Below are 20151 nucleotides of genomic sequence, written 5' to 3'. Positions count from 1 at the left end.
ATATCCCCTCCCTTTCCGTCATTTCTCATGCAAGTTCTGTGCCAGTTGCCAGAACACCATTTCAAGCCTTTCCCCTTCCATATTTACGGAAAATGCGAGATAACTATTCCAATCCGGTGGAAATTTCCGTTTTTGCGGAAAACAAGAAAGGAAAGCTCCTTTTTGGAAGCTTTCCTCTTTCACTCATTTTGTTCCGATTAATACATCGACATCAACTGTCAGTTGAGCCGATTCCATTTTTCTAAACTGGTTGATGTTTTCAGCCGATGCGGACCAGGCTAACGGTGTCATGTTCAGAAGCCATTCTATGCCTTGCTGATGAAGCGTTTTGGTATAGCGCAGCCTCATCAGATGATCGAGCTGAAAATGTGTTGTAAAGCGCTCAATTGCAGGGGTATTGGAATAGGTTCGTCTATCTGAATCTGCGTATAAAACCCGCCTTAGTTCTGTTAAATACTCCTTTTGAGGAACAACCTTTATAACCAAACCATCTTTTTTCAGCAGTCTGTGAAACTCTGCATAATTTGAAGGTGAGAAAATCGATAGAATGACATCAAATTGCCGGTCTTGAAAGGGCGCATTAGCTACATCGGCTACGGCCCACAGCATTCCGCCACTATTTTTTGAAGCCCGTAAAATGCCATCCTTGGCAATATCAATCCCAATTCCGTGAACTGTTTTCTTCTCTTGAAGCAGATCGCAAACCGCTTTCAAGTGGGTCCCCTCACCGCATCCGCAGTCTAAAATGGTTAACGTCTCTTTTTCAGACTTCCGGTCACTGATCAAGTCAGCTATTGCCTGATGAAGCGGTGCAAAAAAATGATACTCTGCCATCAGCCGGCTTCTTGCTTCGAAAAGCCCCGCCCGATAGCTGCTTTTGACCGGCTTTGTCAGGAAATTCACGTACCCATGCCGGGATATATCAAACGTGTGTCCGCTCGTTAAACAAATCAAACTTTTCCATGATATGACTTTCATAGAAGAATCACAAATCGGGCATCGAAATTGAGAGACAAATTGTTTCATATAAGCAGCATGCTTCTTTATGTTTGACACAAAAAACACCTCATTCATTCGTTTTTAAATAAATGAAAAAGGCATAGACAAATAAACCTGGGCCTATCTCACTTTTTGGCCAGGTCTGGAAAGTCGTCTATACCTGTCATTATCTATAACGAATGAATTGAATAATCATAAAAAAGAACTCCTTTTTGCTGCATAGAGGGTTTCCCCGCTATTATGATACATCAATCATCCAGAAATAGGAACCAGATTCTCAACGACAGGCGGCTGCCCGAACTCCTCGCTGTTTAGAAGGTCAATTAATAAGCGGGCTGTTTCTTCAGCAGATTGCAATCTTCCTTCTTTCTCTAACTGAATAAATTGATCAACAGTAGGAAAATCCTCTTTACGAACGGATCGGATTTCAGTTTGCAGCTGGGTATCAATTACCCCGGGATACACCGCTGCGATTTTAACTGGATACGGCTGATCCGCCTGCTCCAGACTGATGCTTTTAGAAAATGAATCCAGCGCCGCTTTTGACGTGCTGTAGCAGCTTTGTGAAGGCAGCAGATATTTAGCTGAAGCTGACGAGATATTCATGATTCGCTTATCCGTTTTGATGTGCTTCGTGTGCTTCACAAAATGGGAAGTGATCACCATAGGTGCAATTAAGTTGACCTGCAGGTTTTCTATCATGTCCTCCGTTTTATTTTGATCGATCGGCCCAATTGGCGCCAGTACACCGGCATTATTGATTACATAAATGCCTTCCGGCTCCGTATCAAGGCTAATGTGCTGAAACAATTCATCACAGAGCGCCTCGATCCCGCGGCTATCTCTCAAATCAAATGAGTAATATTGCAAGCCGCTGTCCAAGTCGATCAGCTTTTGATTAGGCTGTCTTGAAATACAGTAAAGCCGATGGTCAGCATGTATTAGTTTCTGAACTAATGCTTCCCCAATCCCTCTTGACGTGCCGGTGATAATGATATGCTTCATTTTTGTCCCTCCTGATCACAATTTCAGCATAGCAATCCAATATGATTTCCCTTTATTTTCTCGACTTCGAAATATAAATTTATTATTTTGAAAATAGTTAAAAAGGTTGATTTTCAAAAAGTGAAAGGATAAAATACTGCTATCATCTTAGAAAAAGACATTCTTGTATATGATCAGTAATATGGTCTGATTGTTTCTACCTAGTAACCGTAAAAAACTAGACTACAAGAAAGTTTGAATAAATTTGAACGAGTTGAAAAGGACAAGTTCTTTTCTGTTTGCTCTTATTTTTCACACTTTCTGCACTTCCAGAATTTGTGAAGGATAAGAGCTTTTTTCATTTCCATAATAAACCTCATAGGAGTTGCTATCATGTACTTTTTATTAAACCTTGCCGGTCTCATTGTGATTATGGCAGTTGTGTTCCTATGCTCCCCGCAGAAAAAGAAAATCCAGTGGCGTCCGATTATTACGTTAATTGTTCTGGAGCTTTTGATTACTTGGTTTATGCTGGGGACAAAAGTCGGCAGCTGGGCCATCGGACAAATTGGAAATTTCTTCACTTGGCTGATTGCTTGTGCCAGTGACGGGATCGCGTTTGCCTTCCCATCTGTCATGGCGAATGAAACAGTAGACTTTTTCTTTAGTGCACTTCTTCCAATAATCTTTATCGTCACATTCTTTGATATTTTAACATATTTCGGCATTTTGCCTTGGCTGATCGATAAAATCGGCTGGGTGATCTCAAAGGCTTCCCGCTTACCGAAATTAGAAAGCTTTTTCTCTATTCAAATGATGTTTTTGGGAAATACAGAAGCTCTGGCAGTCATTCGCCAGCAGCTCACAGTATTAAACAACAACCGCCTGCTCACATTCGGCTTAATGAGCATGAGCAGCATCAGCGGCTCCATTATTGGATCTTACCTGTCCATGGTGCCGGCGACATACGTGTTTACAGCGATTCCTTTAAACTGCTTAAACGCGCTGATTATCGCAAACCTGCTGAATCCTGTCCACGTGCCGGAGGATGAAGACATTATCTATACGCCGCCTAAAGAAGAGAAGAAAGACTTTTTCTCTACGATTTCTAACAGTATGCTTGTCGGCATGAACATGGTAATCGTTATTTTGGCAATGGTGATCGGATATGTCGCATTAACGTCAGCAGTCAATGGCATTCTTGGCGTTTTCGTGCACGGCCTGACCATCCAGACGATTTTTGCTTATCTCTTCAGTCCGTTCGCATTCCTGCTTGGGCTGCCGGTACACGACGCGATGTATGTCGCGCAGCTGATGGGAATGAAATTGGCGACGAACGAGTTTGTTGCGATGCTTGACTTGAAAAACAATCTAAAAACACTACCGCCTCACACAGTTGCGGTGGCGACGACATTCCTGACGTCATTTGCCAACTTTAGTACAGTCGGCATGATTTACGGAACGTATAACTCGATCCTTGACGGCGAAAAGTCAACCGTGATCGGGAAAAACGTGTGGAAATTACTCGTCAGCGGAATTGCGGTATCTTTACTAAGTGCTGCGATTGTCGGCCTGTTTGTGTGGTAGAAACATGGAGCCATATCCCTTTAGAGGATATGGCTCTTTTGATTATTGATAAACAGAGGAAGGCACCTGCACATCACGGATTCCGGCTGCATAAGGTCCCAAGTCATACTGGCCGAAGACGATGGCGATCCCGTTTTTCGTAAAGTAAAACGTTGTGTCTTGGTTAAGGGTAATATCCTCTTTCTTTACATCAGGAAAAAACAGCGTGTCATGTTTTTTGATATAGCTGTATAGGTAATCTTTCGTTTTGCTGACTTTTGTTTTGGTGTTCAGAATCTGATTCAGCGTCACCCGCTTTTGTGCTTTCAGGTCATAGTTGAAGGACTGAACAGACGTGAAACCATGGGCGCCGCCTGAATAGATATAATTGAGCGTTTGAATGCTGAGCTTGCCCGCCGCATTATATTTGACGCTGAAGGATGTTTGATATTCCGCGTTGAATCCCTGCTGTTCGCCTGCTTTTTTGTTTTTCAGGTATTCCTGATACGATTGTTCAATGTAGGCTTTCAGCTCTTGATTGATGCTCTTTTCAAACGCGGCATTCCCGATGTGATACACCTGAGGATACTTTAATTCCTTGATCTTTTTGTACGTATGGCTGCCGACAGTCGGCGTTTTCGCTTGAACCGCTTGTAAAGATGGGGCCGCATATGCAAATACACTAAAAAGCAAAACAGCAGCAGCTACCGCGAATTTCATCATTTTGTTCCACCTCATACAATCTCCTCCTTTTTGATCTTCTTTGTTTATCATTCCCTTTTTTCTGCAGAAGTGAAAAGAAGTTTCTAGGTCTATCTGCTCGATTTTCCCCAATAAAAAAAGAGACAATATATTGTCTCTTTTTTACTAGTTACGCCCGGCAATCACTTCGTGAACCGCTTGTGCCAAATCAATATTCCCAAACATCTCCAACACAGCGATGACGGTCTGGTCAGGTATGTGTTCTGATTCGTTCTTCGGCACGATCAGTTCTTCCACTGTTTTTTTCAAGCTTTCATTCAGCTTTTGCTGCGGATATGCTTTGGCATATAGCTCCAACGGATCAAGATCATGGTTCACACACCATTGGGCGAACACTAATATCATCATATTTTCGTCGCGCTCGTAAGCCTCTGCGAGCTGTTTTTCGTTCATATGTCATGCTCCTTATGAAAAGTATCTTCCTCTAAGATACAGGAGCGAATCAAATTCGTCTATCCCAATGGCGGTGGGCGGCAACTGCTTCGATAAACGCTTTGCTGAAGCTGGTGTAATCATCTTCGTCTTTTGCTGACACAACGCCCGGCCCCTCTGTTGTGCCGACAGCCGATTTGAGGAGGTCAACTCCTTCGTTTGCCGCGCCGACCGCCTTATAGTGATTGTAGGCTTCTCTGATAAACGCCATCGCTTGTTTATCTTCTTTTAATTCAGGTCCTCCTGCGGCATAAACCGCGTCATACAGAACAGAGTCTGTCGTCAGGAAGGTGCCGCTGACCTCAAGCTGCTGTCCGGCGCCGCTTGTGATGTATCCCAGCGTTTGACTGATGATATCCGCTGTGATCCCTTCTTGTTTTAAGGCGTCCAGCACTGTTTGCAGTTCTTTTTCATCAAAACCATTGCCGGCGAGAACGGCGACTTTTCTTGTTGACGCTGTTTTCACTGTACGGGCTTGGCTTAACGCAGGTGAGGTAAGAATTTCTTTTGATGCTTTCCGTTTCGCCGGCGGCGCCACGCCCACTCCTTTGGCGATTTCTTCTGCTAAGCCTGTATCCACATTGCTGAAGACGTCAACGACCTTCCGCTGCACGTCCTTGCTTTTGACCTTCCCGACCTCGAAGCAGAAAGCAGAGATGATGTGCTGCTTCTCGACAGGAGACATACTGTTCCAGAACAGCTTCGCCTGTGAGTAATAATTGTTGAAGCTGTCGCTCCGCTGGCGGATTTTTTTGCCCTCGACTTTCTCCTGATAGTGGACGTAGCCGCCTTCTTCGGCTGTAGCAGGCGACGGGTCATTGTTTTGCAGAGAGTTTTTATGATAAGCGACCGGCCCCTTATTGATTGTCATCCGGTGATAGCCGTCATATTGATTGTTATGGAACGGACATACCGGCCGGTTAATCGGAATCTCATGAAAGTTCGGGCCGCCAAGACGGATGAGCTGTGTGTCGGTATAAGAGAAAAGCCGTCCCTGCAATAGCGGGTCATTGGTAAAATCGATGCCCGGCACGACATTTCCCGGGTGGAATGCGACTTGTTCCGTTTCCGCAAACACATTATCCTGGTTACGGTTCAGCGTCATTTTCCCAATGATCTTCACCGGTACAAGCTCTTCCGGCCAAAGCTTCGTCGGATCAAGAATATCAAAATCAAAGTTGAATTCATCTTCTTCATCTATCATCTGCACGCCTAGCTCATATTCAACAACGCCGCCGTTTTCAATCGTTTCCCACAGGTCTCGGCGGTGGAAATCAGGATCTTTTCCGGCAATTTTCTGCGCTTCATCCCATACGAGAGAATGCACGCCGAGCACCGGCTTCCAGTGGAATTTCACAAAACGCGCCTTTCCTTGTTCATTGACAAATCGGAACGTGTGAACGCCGAAGCCTTCCATCATTCTGTAGCTGCGAGGGATGCCTCTGTCAGACATCGTCCACATCACCATGTGAGCCGACTCAGGGTTATTGGCGACAAAATCCCAAAACGTATCATGGGCAGTCGCGGCCTGAGGCATTTCATTGTGAGGTTCAGGCTTAAACGCATGCACCAAATCAGGGAACTTGATCGCATCCTGAATAAAGAACACCGGAATATTATTGCCTACTAGATCATAGTTTCCCTCTTCGGTATAGAATTTCGTCGCAAAGCCTCTGGCGTCACGCACCGTGTCAGCGGAGCCTTTGGAGCCCGCAACTGTTGAAAACCGGACAAATACGGGTGTCTTCACCGAAGGGTCCTGAAGAAATTTCGCCCGGGTGAATTCTGTCATCGGCTCGTAAACCTGAAAAAAACCATGCACGCCATACCCGCGCGCGTGCACGATCCGTTCAGGGATTCTCTCATGGTCAAAATGGGTCATCTTCTCCCGAAAGTGAAAATCCTCCATCAACGTCGGGCCGCGAACTCCGGCTTTTAACGAATGTTCGTCCTCAGACACCCGTAGGCCTTGGTTTGTCGTCATTTTCTTTCCGCTGTTATCGACCCTGTACTGTTCGAGCTGCTCGTCTTTTGAGTGTTCATTGACTCGTTTGTTTTGATCATCACTCATGTCTGCTCCCCCTTTTCCTATTCCAGATCTCAAAAAATAAACATTCTACAGCACATTTACCCGTGGTGATCTGCATATAAACTGCTCATCTGCTCTCTAGGTTTTTAGGTCTACTTGTCAACATGAGGTCATAAATATTTGAAATAAGCCTTCTTGAAAGGTGGAAGCGCTTACTAAAATTGTGCTGTTGAATGGGGAGGTCATATCGTGCTTGCCATACTTGGTTTTGTGATGATCATTGTCTTCATGTACCTTATTATGTCCAACCGGCTTTCCGCTCTTATTGCCTTGATTGTCGTTCCTGTTGTGTTTGCCCTGATCAGCGGATTCGGCAAAGACCTAGGCGATATGATGATTCAGGGTGTAACAGGCCTCGCTCCGACAGGCATCATGCTATTATTTGCGATCCTGTATTTCGGCATCATGATTGATTCAGGTTTGTTCGATCCGCTTATTGCCAAAATCTTATCCCTTGTCAAAGGAGATCCATTAAAAATCGCTGTCGGCACAGCGGTGTTGACGATGACCATTTCGCTGGACGGAGATGGGACAACAACGTACATGATTACCATTGCTGCGATGCTTCCGCTATACAAACGGCTCGGCATGAACCGGCTGGTGTTGGCGGGAATTGCAATGCTCGGGTCGGGAGTCATGAATATTATTCCGTGGGGAGGGCCGACTGCAAGGGTGTTGGCTTCTCTAAAATTGGACACGTCAGAAGTCTTCACGCCGCTGATTCCTGCTATGATCGCCGGCATTTTCTGGGTGCTTGCCGTAGCCTATATTCTTGGAAAAAAAGAACGGAAACGGCTCGGCGTCATTTCAATTGAACACCAGCACGCGTCCGATCCGGATACAGCGCCGCTCAAACGCCCCGCTCTCCAGTGGTTTAATCTGCTGCTGACTGTCGTGCTGATGGCGGCTTTGATCACCAGCCTGCTCCCGCTTCCTGTTCTTTTTATGATCGCATTTGCTATCGCCTTGATGGTGAACTATCCAAATGTAAAAGAGCAGCAAAAGCGGATCTCAGCGCATGCAGGAAATGCGTTAAACGTTGTCTCCATGGTGTTTGCCGCCGGCATTTTCACAGGCATTTTGTCGGGCACAAAAATGGTAGACGCGATGGCGCATTCTCTCGTATCACTCATCCCTGACGCCATGGGCCCGCATCTGCCCTTGATTACAGCCATCGTCAGCATGCCATTTACCTTTTTTATGTCGAATGACGCCTTTTACTTCGGTGTTCTGCCGATCATCACAGAAGCCGCCGCCACTTACGGAATAGATGCCGCAGAAATCGGCAGAGCCTCTTTGCTGGGCCAGCCTGTGCATTTGCTCAGTCCTCTCGTTCCTTCCACTTATTTATTGGTCGGAATGGCGGGCGTCAGCTTTGGCGACCATCAAAAATTCACGATCAAATGGGCCGTGGGAACAACCATTGTGATGACGATTGCGGCGCTTTTGATTGGGATTATTTCGTTTTAACGAGAAGGGATTTCCGCTAGCGGAAATCCTTTTGTTCTGTATAATACGAAAAGCCTGGATCATACTATGGAAAAATCAAAAAGGTGATTGCATGAATTTTGCTTGGGAAGCACTCATTTTAATTATATCCGGGATCATATTGCTCAGAATATCGGGGAGAAAGTCAATCTCTCAAATGACGTTAGCACAAACTGTGGTGATGATTTCAATTGGAACAATTATTGTCCAGCCGATTATAGAGACAAGTTTATGGAAAACCCTTGTGGCAGCCAGTATTTTTACTGTGGCGCTAATACTCATGGAATGGTTTCAGGTGAAGGCCAATTGGATGGAAAAGTTCATAACCGGCAAAGCAAAATTAGTCGTTGAAGATGGTAAACTCAATATAGAAAATATGAAAAAACTGAGGCTGACAGTTGATCAGCTTGAAATGCGAATGAGGCTTCACGGAATCTCCAGCATAAAGGACATTAAGAATGCAACGATTGAGGCAAACGGCCAATTAGGATATGAATTACGTGATGACAAGAAGCCGCTAACCATGGGTGATTTTAAGAAAATGATGAATGTCCCAGCTCCAAATACAATGAATCAGCCTGAACCTGATAAGCAAGATAACATTTTTGAAGAGTTCAAAAACACTAGTCATTCCGCTGGCAAATTAAAATAAGGCTATTTCATTGTAATGAAATAGCCAAGTGAATTCTTATTGAATATACGAAATGACTGGCAAGCTTTCAACGCCTGATGCGTAGTAGTAATTTAAAACACTGAAAAAGTCGATTGCTTTTCCGGTTTTTACATCAACGATTAAAATATGATCACCATAGTTTTGATCATCCGCATCAAGCCTTCTAGGTGTTTTTTTACCTAACGTATCAAGGAAAGAATCATCATAACCTATCCCGGACTGATAAGCTGATACATGATGCATAAAAAGCGTGCCTGTGTCTAAGTAAACCATGATGGCTGAGCTTGAACTTGCATAACTCGAATGATAAGTGACAGGGTCAGAAATATTTTTAACCTTCACATCAGAAATGGAATGGGTGCGCTGATTATACCCGCCTCCATAGGAAAAATAATATTCTCTTTCCCAGTCTAATGAAGATGTTTTCGTATTAGAATTGTACAGCAGTGTACCATTAGCATAAACGGAACCGTCTCCATACTCAGCAACAAAGGCTTGTAAATTAGACGTTACCGATTTTACACTTGAATAATTTGAAGGGTTTTTCGCGTTTAACTGAATGTTATATGAATCTCCCGTCGTTCCTTCAGAGTAAACCCGGATCATATAATCGCCAGCGGGAAGCTCTTTTAAAAGCACTAAGTTTCCTGCTTCCATTGATATATTAGACGGCTGAGCTTCTCCTGTATCCCAATTGACAACGTACAATTTCAGATGGTAATCGCTGTTGTCTGAAAGAATTCTTGTGATAAGGGTACGATCTGACGAAGTACTGAAAAAGTACATATCATCAGGATTATTTTCATCAAGGACAGAGGTTGTATTGAAAACCTGGTCATCGGAGCTGTACATGGAACTTGTTTTAAAACCATTCTCATTCGAAGGTTTCTTCACTTTCATCTTTTCTGTTTTATTGTCCGTTTTAAAGCTTACTTGCTTCGCTTGATTTAATGAAACACCCTCAGTTTCCTTTTGTTTTTTCAGTTTTTCCTGCTGCTCCATAATTGGTTTATCTTTTAACACACTTTGCGCTGAGGCAGCATTTGAATTCAGACATAAACTAAAAACAACAAGCAACACAGTACAAAAAAAAGGCAGTGAAACAATTTTTTTGTTCTTCATATACAAACCCCTTCCCAATTTTATACTATACATATCGGCAAGGGGCTCGGATCATTTACATAAATATATTTATTTTCATAAATTGTTTATTTTTTCTATCGGATCAATAACGCGCCATTTGAAGCAATCAGCTCTTTATACCAATAAAAGCTTTTCTTGCGAATACGGCGCAGGTCTTTCAGGTCGAATTCATTACGATTGACATAGATGAAGCCGTATCGTTTAGAACAGCCCTGGTGGGTGGAAATTAAGTCAATCGCAGACCACGGTGAGTAGCCGAATACGTCAACGCCGTCTGTCATCGCCCATTGAATTTGTTCAATGTGCTGCTTTACATAATCAATCCGGTAATCGTCATTAACCGTATCGTTTTCTTCGAGTTGTTCGAAAGCGACTAACCCGTTTTCTGTGATGATCAATGGCAGTTGGTAGCGGTCATAGATTTCACGAAGTGTGGAACGGAAGCCAACCGGATCAATTTCCCAGCCGAAATCGTTTTTCTTCAGGTTCGGGTTGGCGCTGCCGCGGTAGACGCCGTCTTCTCCCGTTTTCAAATGCTGGTCTCCTCCGCGCGCTGCTTCGTCCGAGCCGTCGCCTTTGCTTGCTTCCGCCGTTTGAGATGTGTAGTAGTTAAATGCGATAAAATCAGGCTTCGCAGATCGCAGAATCTCCATATCACCATCTTCAATGACTGGCGTATAGCCTTATTCTTTCATATATGCCCACGCTGTCGTGTTATAACGCCCGTGAACCGCCATATCTAAAATAGAGCCAGTTGCGGATTGCATTGTAGTTGAAGGCTGCGACAATATCTTCCGGTTTTGAAGATGCCGGGTAAATCAGCGCAATGTTCGGAGCTGGACCGATCTTGGCTTCCGGCAGCATCTCATGGCATAGATTCATAGCCTTCGCCTGTGCCACCAGCATGTGGTGATTTTGCTGATACAGTTCTTTTTTCGGGTTTTTCAGATTCGGATCAAGTGTGCCCAGCGCACTTCCATGCAGGATCATCATGTTTTGTTCATTGATTGTCAGCCAGTACTTGACACGGTCACCGAATTGTTCAAACAGCACCTTCGAATAACGTTCTCAATTGCAGATCGCTTTGACCATCCTCCTTTTTCCTGCAATGCATTCGGCAGATCAAAGTGATACATCGTGACGATCGGTTCAATCTTATATTTGAGCAGCTCATCAATCAGATTGCTGTAAAATTCAATCCCCTTTGGATTGATGTCTCCGTCGCCATCAGGAAAATGCGCGTCCAGGCGATAGAAAAACGGTATGCTGTAAAGCCCATTTCAGCAAACAGCGCCACGTCTTCTTTATAACGGTGGACTACACCTTGATTGTACATTCTTTATGTACTAGGTCAATATCTTCAGGGAAAGAGCAGCGATCCGGTCAATATACTTCACTCAGCACCGTCTGCCCGCTCTGTTTCTGAAGCAGCGCCTCAAGATGGCGTTCAAAGGATTCCTTATCTGCCCCCTGCTTCTTGACTATGCCATTCATTAGGTTGATGCTTTCGGCATTGTATTTCGTATATTGTTTTTTCAGCTGATCCAGCTGTTTTCTTGTTTGTTTAGCGTTTTTCGGTGTGACCTGATTGATGAGCGCGATCATGCTGCCGGTAATCTCAAAAAAGGTGTCTCTATTGTCTTAAAGCTGCTGATTCTCATTGCGGCTCTTTTCTTGATTGCGGGTTTTCTGAAGCATTGCGAATGCCTCGCTGTTTTGTTTTTTGAGCCGGCCGTTTTCGAGTTTAATGGATTCAAGATTTTTCTTCGCTATATCTGCTTCCTCTTCTGTCATGCTGCTGCGAATGAAATATTCAGGGTTGCCGATCCCATAATCAAACGTCTCGCTTACGTATATCATAGAACTGAAAACAACCGCCAGCTGCATATCGTTTGATAGGGTCTGAAAGTCTTGCTTTTTCTTGCTGCCCAGTGATTTTATCATGCTTTGTTTGATCGTCTTTTGATCATGATGGGCGGCGTTCTGAACATTGCTTTCGCTTTCACATGCGCTCATCGCAAGAACAGCGACCAGCAGGCTTTTCAACAAGCCTATTCGCCTCATGCTCTGTCTCCTCTCTACTGAAACTCTTCTGGAAAATACGGCAAAATATAGTTAAATCGTACCAGATATATGATGTGTCAGCAATAAACCAAAAGTATTATTTGACCTTTATAGAACATAAACATTTTGTAAAAATTGACCGCGGTTCCATCCTTTTCTATGCGGTTTCTCGTACAATAGAAGTATCGTTACTGGGGAGGGGCTCTGCAGATGAAACGTTTTACGAAACAAGAAAACAGCTGGGTTGTATATGACTGGGCAAACTCTGCTTATTCAATTGTCGTCACAACCGCGGTATTTCCGTTGTTTTATAAATCAGCCGCTGCGGAAGGCGGTGTCAGCGCTGCTCAATCAACTGCTTATTTAGGTTATACGATAGCGATTTCTACCTTTATTCTCGCCATGCTGGGCCCGATTTTAGGAACCATCGCCGACTATGAAGGCTGCAAAAAAAAGTTCTTCGGCTTCTTTGTGTCAGCGGGTGTCGCCAGCACCGCGGCGCTTGCCTTTATTCCAAGTGAACATTGGCTGCTTTTGCTGCTGTTCTACACCATATCGGCTGTCGGTTTTTCCGGCGCCAATGTATTCTACGACGCCTTCCTCGTTGACGTCACGCCTGAGGAGCGAATGAATCTTGTTTCCGCTCGCGGCTTTGGCTTAGGCTATATCGGCAGCACGATCCCATTTATCCTCAGCATCGCCGTCATCCTGCTCGCACAAGCAGAAACGATTCCGATGTCTGTGTCTGGCGCAAGCCAGCTGTCCTTTTTTATAACGGCCGCTTGGTGGGGACTGTTTACCATTCCGATGCTGAAACACGTTCATCAGCGCTATTACATCAAAAGAGAACCCCGCATCATAGCCAACAGCTTTAAACGCCTCGGGCAAACGATGAAACGGATCCGGCAGTACCGGGCGCTGTTCCTCTTTCTGCTCGCTTATTTCTTTTATATCGATGGAGTCGGCACCATTATTACGATGTCGACCTCCTACGGGTCAGATTTGGGCATCAGCTCCACAAGTCTCCTGATCATCCTGTTTGTCACTCAGGTCGTCGCCGCGCCGTTTGCCATTTTATACGGAAGACTGGCGGAACGATTCACGGGGAAAACAATGTTGTACGTTGGGATCGTCATTTATATGATCGTCTGCGTGTATGCCTATTTTATGGAGACAACGATTGATTTTTGGATACTGGCCATGCTTGTCGCCACCTCACAGGGCGGTATTCAAGCATTAAGCCGCTCCTATTTCGCCAAGCTCGTCCCGAAACACCATGCAAATGAATTCTTCGGCTTCTACAACATTTTCGGAAAATTCGCCTCGATTATGGGGCCGCTGCTCATCGCCGTTACCGCCCAGCTTACCGGAAAATCATCGACCGCGGTGTTCAGCCTGATCATTTTGTTTGTGATTGGCATTGTGATTCTTGCCTTTGTTCCGGAAGAAAACAGCACCAATGTCAGCCATCACGAAAACGACCTGCCCCTTTAACTGGAGCAGGTCATTCATCATTTATTCGCTTTATTCACCTTAAGCTTTTTCCCTTTGACAGTTGTATTCTTCATGGCTTTGAGAACATGAGGGCCTTTTCCGTTTAAAATTTCCACGTACGAGGCGTTATCCATGATTGTAATGATGCCAATGTCATCGGCAGAAACCCCGTCGATTTTAGCGATCGTTCCGACAAAATCAACGGCTCTGATTTTCTTTTTCTTTCCGCCGTTAAAATACAGCTTCATAATGTCTTTATTCAGCTCTTCGCTCTTGTCTTTTTTGATCGCCGGACGGTCTTTCAGTTTAGCGAGAAAATCCGGTTTCTTTTTTGCGACATCCTCTTGGGATGGGGCTTCCAATTTCTGAATCCCAAATCCGATATAGTCTTCTATTTCAGTCAGGAACCGCTTTTCAAACGGCGCCACAAATGAAATCGCTTTTCCCTGATTTCCGGCTCGCCCTGTCCGTCCTGTACGGTGTACGTAGCTTTCTTTCTCAAGTGGCAAATCATAGTTGATGACAAGGGCGATATTTTCAATATCGATCCCCCGCGCGGCGACGTCTGTCGCGACTAAATAACGGTACTCGCCTCTTTTAAATTCATTCATGACGTCAAAACGGTCTTCCTGAATCATCCCGCCGTGAATTTTATCGCATGGATATCCTAAGTCATCCAATTCATCGGTCAGCTGATTCACATGCTCTTTCGTCCGGCAGAAAATGATACAGCTGTCCGGGTTCTCAGTGACGAGCACATCCTTCAGCAAAGAAAATTTATGCTCTTCTCTGACTTGAATCACCGCATGTTCAATATTCCTTGTGGTAAGGCCGGCCGCTTTGATTTCGATATGCTCTGGTTTTTGCATATATTGACGGCTTAATTTCTCAATATCCTCTGGCAGCGTCGCAGAAAACAGCATCGTTGTGCGCTCGGTCGGGAGATGCTTGATAATCGCCTCCACCTGATCAATGAAGCCCATATTCAGCATCTCATCCGCTTCATCAATGACCAGATAGGAAAGGCGATCCAGCGGCAGCGTGCCTTTTTCAATATGATCCAGGACGCGTCCCGGTGTGCCGACAACGATATGGCTTTTTTGCTTCAGCTCGGCTTTTTGTTTATCAAAGGATGATTTTCCAAATACAGCTGTCGCTTTGATTCGTTTAAATCTTCCGATGTTCGTGATATCCTCTTTTACTTGCACGGCAAGCTCACGGGTCGGAGTTAAAATAAGCGCCTGCGGCTTGTTTTCGTCCCAATCCGCCAGCTCGCAGAGAGGAATGCCAAACGCAGCCGTTTTCCCGCTTCCCGTCTGTGATTTGACGACAAGATCTTTTCGTTCAAGGGCTGCCGGAATCACGTTTCGCTGCACCTCAGTCGGTTCTGTATACCCCAGTCCTTCCAATGCTCGTAAAATGTCGTGACTGATTTGATAGTTTTTAAAATGACTCATGTATAAACTCCTGTCTCTTGCAGATGTTCTCATTATACTCTAATTAACGGCGGTGTATGTGTTTTGCCGAAAAATGACGTTTTAGAAGCCATCAATTCCCTGTCTTTTTAATTCCTGAACGGCCAATCGCGCCAGTGCATCGGCCCCCGATCGGTTCGGATGAAGCGTATCGCCATCCATATAAAGCGCGAGCGTTTTTTCCGGACCGATCGATGTAAAGTAAGATGAACTGAGGACATTCAGGTCAATAAGCCTTGTTTTTTCCTCTTCGGCCAAAGCCAAAATAGAAGCCCTGTACCATCGGTTTACAGACGAATGGACGCCTTCAGAAGTAAAGTCTGTCGCCCGGCCTTGCGGTGTTGAAAGAATCACGTCCGCGCCCTTCGCTTTCACCTGGCGAATCATATCACGCATAATCTCCTTAAACTCAGCTTCAGATTCATTATGCTTCGGGTTTGTATCGTTAATGCCGAGCTGCAACATAAAGTAATCTCCCGGTTTAATGTACTTCAAGATCGCCTCAAGCTGTCCGTCATTTCGAAACCCTCTCGCAATCTGTCCGCCTGACGCCATGTTTCTCACTTGAAAGGTATGCTTGTCGACATAGTGAGGCAGCATCTGCCCCCAGCCCGCCTGCTTGCTGCTGTTGAGCGGATAATAATTGCACACCGTCGAATCGCCGCCGATATAGATCGTTCGGTTTGTCACCGGCTGATCAGACAATTTCTTGATCTTCAGGGCACTGAGCGTAAAAGCCGTACCCACCTTGCCTTCAGTCACCAGCAGATTCAGCTGCCCGTCGGTGACAGGGATTTGGAACGTATCCTCCGCACCGTCCCCCGTCATATTGATGACCTGATACACACCCTCCGCCGCCACGCTTGCCCTCGCCGTATTGCCCAGCGTCACCTTCACCTCATAAAGACCATTCGGAAGATCCACATGAAACGTGTTGTCGCTTTTCGTCCCATACGCCAAAAATTGAACCGCATCACTTTTCACGCCCGTCCCGGATGCCGCCACATCCTTCATATGTTCTGGCGTTTGAAAACCGTAGCCCTTTGACGGGTTATAACGCTCAGACGCCCTGACACCAATGTAACCAGGCTCAACCGAACCGCTCCCAAAGTCAAACTGATACACCTTCGGCTCAGACGCCTTCAAACTCTCCGCCCCGCTGAAACACAACATCAACATCATCACAAAACCCGCCGTTATCCATTTTTTCATTAAAAATCCCCCTATATGAAAACGCATTCATTAATGCATACTCGGTGATTGTTTCTTTATGATGACTGAACACAGAAAAAAATGGCATTGACAAAAGAAAAGGAAGATTTTATTATATCAATAAGTGATATATCATTAGTTGATATAAGAAATGAGGTGACCGCTTGCCAAAGCAACGTCCGCAGGAAATGGATCAGCTTACCGATCCAGCCTATTATATTGTCTTAACCTTGCTGGAGCCAAAACACGGATATTCGATCATGCAGGAGATTGAGGGCATGACCGATGACTCCTTTACGATCGGCCCAGCTACCTTATATACATTGTTAAAGAAATTATTGCAGGAAGAGATCATTGAGCTTGTCAACAATGAAAACCCGCGCCGCAAAGTGTATCAGACAACCCTGCACGGCCAAGAATTACTCAAAAAAGAAATTCAGCGCAGAAAAGTGATGGCTGAACACGGCGAACGCGCTTTTCAACAATTGAAAGGGGATTAATCATGAAACAGAAAAAATATATGATGTCTGAAGGATTGGCCTTTTCAGAAGAAAAGGATATGAAGAGACTAAGTGATATGGCCAGCAAAGGCTGGGCGCTCGATTCATTTGCGGTTATGGGGTATAAGCTTAGAAAAGCTGAACCGCGGAAATTGATCTACAGTATTGATTATCATGATGTTGGGGAAGAAAGCTTGGCGGAATACACCGAGATGTTTGAAGCGGCCGGGTGGGAGCGTGTTTGCTCTTCACAAGGTATGCATATCTTTTCGGCTGAGCCTGGGACTTCGCCGATATACAGTGATCAATCCACCATGAGAGAGAAATATAAAAGAAGCAACAAAGACGTTCGAAATGTCACCTGCACCTTGAGTTTCCTGACTCTCTTGTCAATTGCACTCCATTATTTGACCGGATTATCAAATTGGGTGCCTTTGGCTTTCCTGGTTGTGACTTTCCCGTTTCTCGTGACATATGCGGCAACAAAAGCAAGAACGCTTGGAAAGTGGGGAAAATCAGTGTGACTTCTTGTCACACTTGATTACATCCCATCCTCCGCAATAGAAACTCATTTGGTTTTCTTGATCATACACATAATAACGGAGTCTTTCCCATTGATCGTCCGTCGGTAAAAGCTCCAATTCAATCGAATCGATGGATTCAAGATCATCCAGCTTCGATGCACTGATGTCTTCAAACCGCAAATGAATGTCACAGGTTTGAGCAGATAGTTTTCATTCAAACACAGGAATATGTATATAACGATCATCTTCTTTCATATAGAAAGAAAACTCGTTTAATGTAAATGGACCTGTATCCGTGTGAGAAAGATGCTGTTTCATTTTTTCGTATTGTGTGATATTCATATGGATTCCTCCTACTTTTATGTTTCATCGCCAACCATATAGATCTCCGCAGCATCGTATTCAAACCACATGATCCGTTCGCCCGAGTCCGTCAGGCACTGGAGTTTGCCTTCGGAAAAATAGTTTTTATCCGGTTGAGGATCAGTGATCAGAAGAACATCATCATTGATGGAAGCTAGCAGAAAGAGAAAATCTGCAATGCCCCGGTCTGTTTCATGTACTACGCATTGGAAATGAAATTGCCTTTTCGCCAGCATCGTCACTTTGTAAGCATAGCCTTTGAAAAACTCTGACAGGTCTTCTATAAATGAACAACCCGTTATCACCTGTATCATGATTCGCTCATAGGCAAGCCCCTGCCAAAAACGATAAAAAGACTCAGCATCTTCAAGTTCGCATGACGTAACGGTGTGGTCAGGCTTAAGCTCGATCATGTCCAAATTGCCAATACTGCTTATAGAGGTTTTTTCCATAAAATCCTCCTTATCAGTTGGATAGCGCAGCGCACATCTCTTGTCTGACTTGCTCATACAAAAGAATGTGATGATACAAATCAGTATCGTTTTTGATCATATCCGGCGGGATGTCAGGATACAGCTCAAAAAAGCCTTTCTCCAACGAACGCCGCTGATGCCGGGGCATCCTTTTATTCGCCAGCACATAACTCAAACTGCCAGCAACAAGCATAAAAAACTCATAGATGTCCGCTTCAAAGCCGTACATTTCATCAGGATACGGCTTTTCTTCAAGCTCTTGCTGTCTCTTTCTCAGTTTTTGAAGCACGCTGATCCTCCTCTCCCTATTCAACTTCCATCACCTCATATTGCCGACAATAAAAGCGGAACGTCTGCTCTTCCCATTCTTCCACAAGGTACATCCCTTGCGGCTGCATTTTCATATTAAGAAACCCATCAGACAGATCCGTTAGGGTTTCCATATCTCGTATCGTAACGGCTGAAACGTCTTTGAATGTGACAATAATTGAACGGGAATGATAAACAACTGATAATTGAATCGTATAAATGGTACCAAGAACGTTATCTGCTTCCTGATAAAGACGCCATTTCTTGATATGCTGAAACTTAATAGGAGAAACTCCAGAAATACTTGATTCCTCCGTTGATATCTCCTATACTCTATACTCACAGTAAGGCTTCAAATCAGGAAAAGCATCCTTCATCAGTCTTTCTATATTTTTATCGGTCACTGTAAATATAATATCGGTTGAATCAAAAAAACCGACTTCAAAAACACATTCTTTCACAGGGGAGATATAGTCATCTTCATAAAAGTCAGCATTCCCATCAACAAACGGAACGCGTGTTAAATCGTACGGTATCGTCTCTTTAGGCACAGCAGTTAAAATAGAAAATATTACATAAATCTCAAATTCATTTAATATACGATGAAATTCCTCACCTGTGATAAACAGATAGTCTTCACGCTCGCCAATGATATCGTTCCAATGATTCTTATCCTCGGATAAATCCATCATATTCAAAATATCGCCAATGACCCAATGATACTCAGTAATAGGGAGAGGGAACTGTTTGAAAAAATCATTTAAAAGAAAAAGATCAGAATCAGCATATTCCAGACAATATCTGCTCATATGTACCTCGCCCCCAATAAAAGTCCCTTTTTACAACTCATACTTGATCAATTCCTCCATCGAGGTTCCTTTGAAATATTGATAAAGAATATCCTCAATACTCAAATGACCAAATAGCCCAATCGGATTGCTAAAGGTCTTCCCGTGTTTTTCGTCAACTTCTATTAAATCACTCTCTGCAGCTAATGAATCGTCATGGCTAATGAGGTATTTTCGATCTTCATACATGACAAATGTTATAGCAGAATGATCAAATTTCTTCACCAGATCTATTGGCACCTTGGAAACAACCTTCCAGTCCCCCTGAAGAAAGCCTGTATATCCTGTATTTGCAATAAAAAGGGCTCTTTGCTTTTCTGCCATCATGAGAAAAATGTCTTTTTTACTCAAGCGTTCCTCTGTAAAAGTATCAAAATACTGAATGAGAAGATCATCATTTTTATCTTTTGTTAAATTTCCTTTTACCACTAATGCATATGTAAACTGATTGATTTGCTGTAAAGGGATTTGAATGACAGCACCCGGCCTAACTTCGCTTAAAGTAGTTCTTTTTTTCATCTTTAGGTTGATATCAGTGACTTGTTTTCCTTCTAATTCTTTAAAAAATGAATCGCCGTCTGAGTTTAATACCTGAAAGAGAGTATAAACAAATTCATTGAGAGTAGGCTTGCGATCCAATTGTTCAAGGAACACAGCGTGAAAATCTTCGATGGCGTCGTGACAAATATCCAAACCATCATCACTTACGAATATCTTTTTATTCTTATATTTCTCTTCCCAAAAGCCCATGTT

19 protein-coding genes, 2 pseudogenes and 1 riboswitch are annotated in these 20151 nt (G+C 44.1%); of the genes and pseudogenes, 6 read left to right on the top strand and 15 right to left on the bottom strand.

Going from position 1 to position 20151, the window contains the following annotated elements; translation table 11 throughout:
- Nucleotides 1-183 precede the first annotated feature (183 nt).
- Nucleotides 184-1026 carry a methyltransferase domain-containing protein gene (locus tag M1D69_RS01300; protein ID WP_458106227.1) on the bottom strand — a complete coding sequence of 281 codons (843 nt, stop codon included), beginning with the start codon at nucleotides 1024-1026 and terminating at the stop codon, nucleotides 184-186.
- 225 nt (nucleotides 1027-1251) lie between these two features.
- Nucleotides 1252-2004 (bottom strand): (S)-benzoin forming benzil reductase, encoded by a 753-nt coding sequence (locus M1D69_RS01295; protein WP_458104826.1) that lies wholly within the window; start codon nucleotides 2002-2004, stop codon nucleotides 1252-1254.
- A gap of 143 nt (nucleotides 2005-2147) precedes the next feature.
- A riboswitch (purine riboswitch) is annotated at nucleotides 2148-2249 on the top strand.
- 127 nt (nucleotides 2250-2376) lie between these two features.
- On the opposite strand from M1D69_RS01295, the gene M1D69_RS01290 reads away from it, so the two are divergent.
- On the top strand, nucleotides 2377-3570 hold the full coding sequence (locus tag M1D69_RS01290; RefSeq protein ID WP_439024589.1) for a NupC/NupG family nucleoside CNT transporter: 1194 nt from the start codon (nucleotides 2377-2379) through the stop codon (nucleotides 3568-3570).
- A 42-nt stretch (nucleotides 3571-3612) separates the two neighbouring features.
- Here M1D69_RS01290 and M1D69_RS01285 read toward each other — a convergent pair whose 3' ends face one another.
- The 3 genes from M1D69_RS01285 to M1D69_RS01275 all read right to left on the bottom strand — a co-directional run bounded on the left by M1D69_RS01285 (nucleotide 3613) and on the right by M1D69_RS01275 (nucleotide 6814).
- A complete protein-coding gene (locus M1D69_RS01285; protein ID WP_458104827.1) occupies nucleotides 3613-4287 on the bottom strand; it encodes a DUF3298 and DUF4163 domain-containing protein in 675 nt (224 codons plus the stop codon).
- A 129-nt stretch (nucleotides 4288-4416) separates the two neighbouring features.
- On the bottom strand, nucleotides 4417-4704 hold the full coding sequence (locus M1D69_RS01280; RefSeq protein WP_202656471.1) for a hypothetical protein: 288 nt from the start codon (nucleotides 4702-4704) through the stop codon (nucleotides 4417-4419).
- 49 nt (nucleotides 4705-4753) lie between these two features.
- Nucleotides 4754-6814 carry a catalase gene (locus M1D69_RS01275; RefSeq protein WP_458104828.1) on the bottom strand — a complete coding sequence of 687 codons (2061 nt, stop codon included), beginning with the start codon at nucleotides 6812-6814 and terminating at the stop codon, nucleotides 4754-4756.
- A gap of 207 nt (nucleotides 6815-7021) precedes the next feature.
- On the opposite strand from M1D69_RS01275, the gene citH reads away from it, so the two are divergent.
- Nucleotides 7022-8302 carry a citrate transporter CitH gene (gene citH, locus M1D69_RS01270; RefSeq protein ID WP_458104829.1) on the top strand — a complete coding sequence of 427 codons (1281 nt, stop codon included), beginning with the start codon at nucleotides 7022-7024 and terminating at the stop codon, nucleotides 8300-8302.
- Nucleotides 8303-8393: 91 nt separating this feature from the next.
- Entirely contained in the window at nucleotides 8394-8972 is a 579-nt protein-coding gene (locus M1D69_RS01265; RefSeq protein ID WP_458104830.1) for a DUF421 domain-containing protein, read from the top strand.
- A gap of 36 nt (nucleotides 8973-9008) precedes the next feature.
- On the opposite strand, the gene M1D69_RS01260 is transcribed toward M1D69_RS01265, so the two are convergent.
- The 3 genes and pseudogenes from M1D69_RS01260 to M1D69_RS01250 form a co-directional block, all read right to left on the bottom strand.
- Nucleotides 9009-10115, bottom strand: a complete 1107-nt coding sequence (locus M1D69_RS01260; protein ID WP_458104831.1) for a hypothetical protein — start codon at nucleotides 10113-10115, stop codon at nucleotides 9009-9011.
- Nucleotides 10116-10210: 95 nt separating this feature from the next.
- A pseudogene (locus tag M1D69_RS01255) lies at nucleotides 10211-11451 on the bottom strand (glycoside hydrolase family 1 protein); the annotation flags it as partial.
- A gap of 68 nt (nucleotides 11452-11519) precedes the next feature.
- Nucleotides 11520-12200, bottom strand: a pseudogene (locus M1D69_RS01250) (hypothetical protein).
- 210 nt (nucleotides 12201-12410) lie between these two features.
- Here M1D69_RS01250 and M1D69_RS01245 point away from each other — a divergent pair.
- Complete coding sequence (locus tag M1D69_RS01245; RefSeq protein ID WP_458104833.1) at nucleotides 12411-13694, top strand: MFS transporter; 1284 nt, start codon at nucleotides 12411-12413, stop codon at nucleotides 13692-13694.
- Between the two features lie 17 nt (nucleotides 13695-13711).
- Here M1D69_RS01245 and dbpA read toward each other — a convergent pair whose 3' ends face one another.
- Together dbpA and M1D69_RS01235 are read right to left on the bottom strand one after the other, a co-directional pair.
- Entirely contained in the window at nucleotides 13712-15151 is a 1440-nt protein-coding gene (gene dbpA / locus M1D69_RS01240) for an ATP-dependent RNA helicase DbpA (RefSeq protein WP_458104834.1), read from the bottom strand.
- 81 nt (nucleotides 15152-15232) lie between these two features.
- Complete coding sequence (locus M1D69_RS01235) at nucleotides 15233-16381, bottom strand: rhamnogalacturonan acetylesterase (RefSeq protein ID WP_458104835.1); 1149 nt, start codon at nucleotides 16379-16381, stop codon at nucleotides 15233-15235.
- Nucleotides 16382-16545: 164 nt separating this feature from the next.
- Between M1D69_RS01235 and M1D69_RS01230 the strand changes: the two genes are divergently transcribed.
- The gene (locus tag M1D69_RS01230) at nucleotides 16546-16881 is read left to right on the top strand and encodes a helix-turn-helix transcriptional regulator (RefSeq protein ID WP_458104836.1); all 336 of its coding nucleotides are present in this window, start codon (nucleotides 16546-16548) and stop codon (nucleotides 16879-16881) included.
- Nucleotides 16882-16883: 2 nt separating this feature from the next.
- Entirely contained in the window at nucleotides 16884-17405 is a 522-nt protein-coding gene (locus tag M1D69_RS01225) for a DUF2812 domain-containing protein (protein WP_458104837.1), read from the top strand.
- Nucleotides 17406-17615: 210 nt separating this feature from the next.
- On the opposite strand, the gene M1D69_RS01220 is transcribed toward M1D69_RS01225, so the two are convergent.
- The 5 genes from M1D69_RS01220 to M1D69_RS01200 all read right to left on the bottom strand — a co-directional run bounded on the left by M1D69_RS01220 (nucleotide 17616) and on the right by M1D69_RS01200 (nucleotide 20148).
- Nucleotides 17616-17747 carry a hypothetical protein gene (locus tag M1D69_RS01220; protein ID WP_458104838.1) on the bottom strand — a complete coding sequence of 44 codons (132 nt, stop codon included), beginning with the start codon at nucleotides 17745-17747 and terminating at the stop codon, nucleotides 17616-17618.
- 17 nt (nucleotides 17748-17764) lie between these two features.
- Complete coding sequence (locus M1D69_RS01215; protein ID WP_458104839.1) at nucleotides 17765-18220, bottom strand: hypothetical protein; 456 nt, start codon at nucleotides 18218-18220, stop codon at nucleotides 17765-17767.
- Nucleotides 18221-18233: 13 nt separating this feature from the next.
- Complete coding sequence (locus tag M1D69_RS01210; RefSeq protein WP_458104840.1) at nucleotides 18234-18530, bottom strand: YxiJ family protein; 297 nt, start codon at nucleotides 18528-18530, stop codon at nucleotides 18234-18236.
- 346 nt (nucleotides 18531-18876) lie between these two features.
- The gene (locus tag M1D69_RS01205) at nucleotides 18877-19359 is read right to left on the bottom strand and encodes a hypothetical protein (RefSeq protein WP_458104841.1); all 483 of its coding nucleotides are present in this window, start codon (nucleotides 19357-19359) and stop codon (nucleotides 18877-18879) included.
- Nucleotides 19360-19389: 30 nt separating this feature from the next.
- Entirely contained in the window at nucleotides 19390-20148 is a 759-nt protein-coding gene (locus M1D69_RS01200) for an Imm26 family immunity protein (protein WP_458104842.1), read from the bottom strand.
- Between the last annotated feature and the right edge of the window lie 3 nt (nucleotides 20149-20151).

The sequence above is a fragment of the Bacillus sp. PK3-037 genome, assembly GCF_054161355.1.
The sequence above is the reverse complement of the archived record's forward strand: the minus strand, read 5'-3'. Positions and strand labels throughout refer to the sequence as shown.